This is a genomic window from Ferroplasma sp. Type II, assembly GCF_000496155.1.
The window spans coordinates 1-6,204 of sequence record NZ_KI542808.1; the positions used below are offsets into that span (position 1 = coordinate 1).

Annotated in this window: 5 protein-coding genes; all 5 read right to left on the reverse strand. The window is 39.0% G+C overall.

Annotation, left to right across the window (positions count from 1 at the left end):
• Positions 1 to 499, reverse strand: a 499-nt coding sequence (locus AMDU4_RS12665; RefSeq protein WP_021788333.1) for a phospholipase D-like domain-containing protein, incomplete at its 3' end; no start/stop codon positions are given.
• Positions 500 to 508: 9 nt separating this feature from the next.
• Positions 509 to 1,000, reverse strand: a complete 492-nt coding sequence (locus AMDU4_RS12670; protein WP_021788334.1) for a DUF4411 family protein — start codon at positions 998 to 1,000, stop codon at positions 509 to 511.
• Positions 997 to 2,145 (reverse strand): XRE family transcriptional regulator, encoded by a 1,149-nt coding sequence (locus AMDU4_RS12675; RefSeq protein ID WP_021788335.1) that lies wholly within the window; start codon positions 2,143 to 2,145, stop codon positions 997 to 999. Before AMDU4_RS12675 ends, AMDU4_RS12670 begins: the two co-directional genes overlap by 4 nt.
• Positions 2,145 to 5,687 (reverse strand): Eco57I restriction-modification methylase domain-containing protein, encoded by a 3,543-nt coding sequence (locus AMDU4_RS12680; protein ID WP_290705366.1) that lies wholly within the window; start codon positions 5,685 to 5,687, stop codon positions 2,145 to 2,147. Before AMDU4_RS12680 ends, AMDU4_RS12675 begins: the two co-directional genes overlap by 1 nt.
• A gap of 44 nt (positions 5,688 to 5,731) precedes the next feature.
• On the reverse strand, positions 5,732 to 6,204 hold a 473-nt coding region (locus AMDU4_RS12685; protein ID WP_021788337.1), incomplete at its 5' end, for an AAA family ATPase.

The following is a 6,204-nucleotide window of genomic DNA, read 5'->3' on the forward strand; positions in this document are numbered from 1 at the left end:
TCTCGAACCATTCCTTTCTTGTGTAGACTGCCTGGGACTGCTGCTGCCACGTGTTCAGCTCACCATATCTTGTCAATCCCGCTGCGGTAAAGTTCGATGACCCTATTACGATTCTGTCATCAAAGATGTACGCTTTTCCATGAAGGAATTTCTCGAACAGCCTTACTTCGACGTTTTCTCTTCCCAGGAACTTGATGAACAGTCTCACGGTGGAATCTGCTTCCCTGGTTAAGTCAAACCCTTCAACTTCTTTCCGGATCTCTTCTAAAAGAACATCACCAAGGGTTTTTTCATTCTGGATTTCCGGAGTCTTGCCGAGCAGAAGCCTGAATCTCGTAAACCCGTGCAGGTTGTCCTTAATCATTGCAAAAGCTTCTATATTGAAGAATGCAGTTGCTATATCGAGATTCGTATTGGCATTCTCTTTCAAAGTGCTGTTTAGAAAGCTGACCAACTTGTTTCCTTCGCTATTATCAATTATCTCTTTTTGTAGTGGCACATTATCACCCTAAAATTTCCATCCCTCTATCCTGAACATTTCTATAATGTCGATTGAATCTATGTTGTATTTCTGGCAAACGTAAGGGATTCTGATTTTTTCCCCTCTCAGTTTTTCTTCTGTAACCACTATCCTCTTTATTGGAGTCAGTGTTTGCTGGGAATTCGTTGTCATCTCTATGGCTAAAGCAATAACCCATGGATCCGCATCATATTTCCTGTCTTCCCTTACCATTGATGGATATGCTTTTAATATGCCCTTCAGAATTTCAATCTGTTTCTGTGTGGGTGCACGAAAAAAGCTGGTTTGTGTTTTGGCCCATTTTGCCAGCTGATCATCTCTTTCCGTTATTTCGTAAAGTACCTCTGTAGGGGCTACCAGAAGACCTTTACTGATCAAGGATTCCATATTCTTCCATACACTGGGAAATACATCAATCGGATTGTGCCTGTTCAGCTCAATCAGCGAAGAAGAATCCATAATATAGATATTTGAGGTCATTTTCTCGCTTTCACCAGAACCTTATCAAAGTTCTTTGATTTGATTGACAAATAACTCAGGGCATCACTGTATGTTATGAAATCTTTATCGAAATTGTTAGCTACCAAAGAGACGAACTTGTTGCCCATCTCCGAGAGGCATCTCTGATCTGAGGTTACCCCTATCTTCTTCTTTTTCTCCTTGGTCTTCTTCTCACCCTCCTTTGGCACATATCTCGCCAGTACATTATCGAATTCCTGCCTTGAAATATAATTCAGTTCCAGCATCTTAACCAAAAGCACAGCCTTGCTGACTTTATATTTTCTGGACAAAGAGTTTAGAGTTTCAGTTTCCACTAATCTGCCTTGATATTCTTTAAATAACTCCTCAGCTGATTGCTTCGGCAGTAAAAACGATGCCGAAAATGTATTACACCACCTTTCTATGCTGTCCCTATTTACCAGAGATTCGTCAGGAATATCTATTACTGTTTCACCAAGAAGAATGTGCCCGAATTCATGCATTAGGGTAAACAGCCTTGCTTCTATACTGTCTTTTGAATTAATTACAACAATGGATGGGGATTCGTCTGCTAATGCAAAGCCCCTTGCATCTTCGATAGGCATGGAGAACTGGAAGACCAGAACGTTTGAATCTTCAAGGACATCTCTCAAATAACCAAACAATTTGTAAGCATCTTTGAATTTCCTCTGTTTTTCAGAGCTCAGGCTGAACAATTCTCTATATTTTCTTGCGATCGAATCGGGATCTTCCGATAATTTAGCCTTTTCAGCCTTTGTTTCTGTTTCGTATCTTATGTTGACGGAAAGATCTCTGCTTATACTCTGAAGGCTTCGCGACCTTCTTATTGCCAGAATGGTTTTTTTATCGAAAATACCTGTTTTATTCGGGATAAATCTGTAATCCTTTGGTAAAGGTTTATCTTGTTTAGGCTTGGGCAAAAAGAATGAGGCTATGGGTCGTTTAAATGATTTAGACATTTCACTTAGTTGCGTTAAGGTGGGTGACCTTTTTCCTGCTTCAAAATCTAATACTGTCTCAGAACTAGTTCCTAATCTCTTGCTTACTTCCTCTATCCTCCAACCAGAGCTTTCCCTGAGCCACTTAATAACTTCCGGGTTTACTTCCACGGTCATGGATTTCATTATTTTTCACCTTTCAAGCTTTTCGCCTTGTCGATCCTCTGTTTAACGAGCTCACAAACTGACCAGTATACCTCTTTCCTCTCATCCTGAGTTAAACCAAGTTCATTGAAGATGATATTGTCAAGTTCTGCTCTATCAGGAAGAGGTTTTGGTTCTTGCTCCCGAATTGGCTTGTTCGGATCCATACCACACTCCTCGAAAATTGTTTTCATCTCTCTTATTTTAATCTTATCGAAGCAACTAGAGAATTCTTTTGTCAATTTTTTCTCCTCAAACACTTCAAGGCTTTTCAAATCAGTTTTACTAAACACGGCAGCAGAACCACCGATGCCCTTACTTCGCCCCTCAACTTCTGAAATTAGAATGCAAATAGTTGAATTTAAATATCCGGTTAAAGATTCCGTGATTTCACGGATGTTTGGTTCTATTCCGATAAAGTTTCCACTAAACGAAAATTTATTAGGATTGAAATAGCATTTATGAGTAGAACCACGACCCGCAAGCCATAATATTGGAGATCTTCTGTTTTCAATCACTTTTTTGAATTTATTTATATCTTTTACTATGAAAGAGTCACTTGTAGTTATCAATATATGATTATGCTCTTTCACATTTTTTAGGATCGGAAGGTACTTGTCAACGTCTTCTTCTTTAATTTTTGACTTTGGGCGGATATAATCACTATAGCCACCTTCCTTGACACCAGTTCTTATAAAGGCCATACTTCCCAATTTCACAAATGTGTGTTGACCTTTGGTTATTAAAGCGTAATAAATATCTGGTGCCCGTAAAAATCTACCGCCCCATTTATTACCTCCATAGGTACCAGTACCGAATCTTTTCCCACTGTATCTATCCGGGTATTCCCAGCCATCTTCAAGCAAATCTTCTTGTACTATTGGAAATACTCTATAATCATTTTCATTAACTACATTGTTAACTAACTCAGTAATATTCTTCCCTTCGGTTTTTTGTTTTATATTTTCAAGAGCAATGAGATTTTGAGTAGATATGGCTTCTTCAAATGGTTTTTTGAACATAACGAACTTAGCTAAATTCTTGATCCGAGGCCATATTATCTCATTACCTCCATTCATCCCAGAAGTCCAATCATTTAGACTTCTCTGCTTAACTTCAGGAGACCCAAATAAAGCTATGATAGTATTTACATCGGCGTGGGTAAAAGCCTTTATTGGATTGTCGTATATTGCAATGATAGGAACATATTTGACCAAAAATTCCTGGAGGTTTTTGCCATAATCAACATCTAGCCAAGCATTTGAGGTTATAAAACAGAAGGTGCCGTTTTTGTTTAGAAGACTCAATCCGTGGAAGTAAAAATATATATAATAATCGTTAGTTCTATCCAAATTTCCTATTAGATTAAATCTTGTTTTGAGTACTTGGATTAATTTATCTTTATATTCAGTCTTATCCTCTTCTGTTATTTCTTCCTTTTCTTTGTTTGGAGGGGATATTTTCTTGTAATTAACATAAGGTGGATTTCCGATCACTATATCAAAGCCTTTCGTTTCAGCAAATATTTCTGCAAAATCAATGTCCCAAACAAAAGGCTTCTTTTCCGGGTCTTTTAGGCGCTCTTTTACGCTCTTCAATTTCTCAATTTCTTTATTGTTAATTTCGATTTTTTCCTCGTTTTCCTCGACCCTCTTTTCATCTGTTATATTTTCTCCGGCTAATGTGACCTGAGATTTAGCCATTTTTACGTTCTTTTCCAAAACTTGGATCTCCGCTTCAAGGCTTTCAACTCTTTCATCTATAATCTTTTCAAAAAGTCTAATTTCTTCCTCGTTGACCTCTTCGGGCGTTTTGAACTTCGCAGTTGAAGAGTTTTCGAAATATTTTCTCTTTTCCTGCTTTAGGTCTTCGAGTTTTCTTTTCAGGTGAGGCTTCAAATTATTCGTCCTTAGATTGAAACTTACTCCACCGATNTCCTGAACAAGGGAATCTCCAACTCTGAGGTTAAGATTTAGGTTTGGGAGGAGAGGATGCTGTCTTAATTCATCCTTTTTGAAATCTGTCTCCACGGTAAGTTGCAGCCAAAGTCTCAATTCAGCAGCGTGTATTGCCCAGGGCATCACATCTACACCATAGAGAGAGTATTGTATGACTCTGTTCTTTATTTTAAAGTCGTCCAGACTTCCTCCTATATGTTTGTAAACCATCTTGTAAAGTTCCGTTACAACGTTCAGCATCCCTACAAGGAATGCACCCGAACCACAGGCGGGGTCAACCACAGATAAGTTGTCTAGAGTATCCTCTACTTTCCTCCACAAATCACCTTTGGAAAACCAACTTTCCACTTTGTCTCTCTCTTCTATTGGGTCAAAGATTAAATGGTAAAATTTCTCCTTTGGGATTTCAGATAAGTTCTTTGATAAGTATTCAACTAGGCTTCTCCTGCACATGAAGTATACCTCAACTCTTGGAGTATAGAATATACCCCACTTGCCTCTCAAATCTTCGTCTGGGGCATAGATATCTTCTGCTACCTTCGCTAATGATTCGTAAACGTAACCGATCATTTGGGGGTCAACTGCAACCTCTGACTCAAGGGGCATGTCTTCCTTAACTGTAAAATTGTACGATTCAAAGAATTTGAGAATCTCCTTGAACATACTATCTGTAATCTTAATATTTAAATTGTCAAGTTCGTTCTCTCTGAATAGGCCTCCATTCAGATAGGGTACATTTGAAATTACCTTTAGGACCTCATCCGGCAGACCTTTAATCTCGTTTGAACGATTATTAAATGCCTTTAGAAATACTTGCTTGAGCCATTCTTCGTAGAATTCGTTCGAGTTAAATTTCCCAAACTCTTTGTAAGAAGACCATAGCCAATCAACAAATTTCGACCTTTCCAGCCAATTCTTCTTTGAGATGAAATAAATAAACATTATCCTGTTCAGGAATTGCAGAGTAAATTCGTGAGATTCCTTACTGGGAATTCTCTGCTTATGCAATTCCTCTCTTAATTTGAAGAAAACCTCTTTGTAACGTTCAAAGAATTCCTCTGTCACTCTTTCAACGCTAAAGGCCTTTTTCCACTTTCTCCACACCTCTCTCCAACTTGCTTTATCTTCATATTCCATGTTTGCAAGTGTCTGGATAACACTGTAATAATCCCTTTTGCTCTTTATATCCTCTTTATCAAGGGTCAGTTTCGTCAGCTTCAGTTTGTGTTTCCCCGCTTCTATCTTCTCTTTATCTGGGAAAACAAAAGAGATTTCGGAGTAATCTGTTGTGAAAATTAATAAAAACTGCAAATATTGTTTATCGAAGGTACTTGCTACCGACCTCACAAAAGATGGGTGTAACGAGGTTGTTTCCAGCAGGAAAACAGGTAAGTTCTTGTCAAAACTCAAAATTGAGAATATCTCCTTGATCCTTTCCTCATCCTCCTTTCTAAAATCAAAGTCCGATTTTTTCCTTTTTGAGGATGGGTCTAGAATAACGCCCTCTGGATAACCTAATATCTTGAAGAGGTCGAAAAGGTCTTTTGCAGACCTGGTCTTGATCACTTGTTGGTAAATGTGTTCGCGCAAAATAACCTCATTTAGCATGCTCATAGCCTCTTTCTTAGCTCTCCAGATACAATAGACTCATCCGATAATAATATTTGTGACTCCATTGTATAATATCTGCCTATCTTCTTCTTGATGAGCGTGATGAGACCAAGATTCTGCAGGTAGTTCACGCTCTGGAAGAACGTTGACTTGCTCACTCCTCTGAGGAGCATGTTGCCTGACGCTGAAACTTCGGAATATGCCCTGTTAGTATCCTGGTTCTTGATCAGGGCTGCCAGTATCAATAAGTCCCGGTCTCCAAGGTTCTTCAGTGTTTCGCCCTCCACTTCCACATAGGCCTGCTTCAGTGCAGTTCTTACGGAATCATCGTCCCACTTGTTCAGCCTGCCGATGATTTCCAGTGCCTTGATGCCTATCCTTGCATCGCTCCTGTAGTCCCTCACAAGCATCGCCGATAATAAACCCAGAGACTCCTTGTCATACTTGTTAAGGCCCTCGTCGGCCCTCATCT

Bases quoted from the DNA above. Each gene is read 5' to 3' on its own strand.
- AMDU4_RS12675 (WP_021788335.1), bottom strand. From the start codon at position 2,145: ATGAAATCCATGACCGTGGAAGTAAACCCGGAAGTTATTAAGTGGCTC.
- AMDU4_RS12670 (WP_021788334.1), bottom strand. From the start codon at position 1,000: ATGACCTCAAATATCTATATTATGGATTCTTCTTCGCTGATTGAGCTG.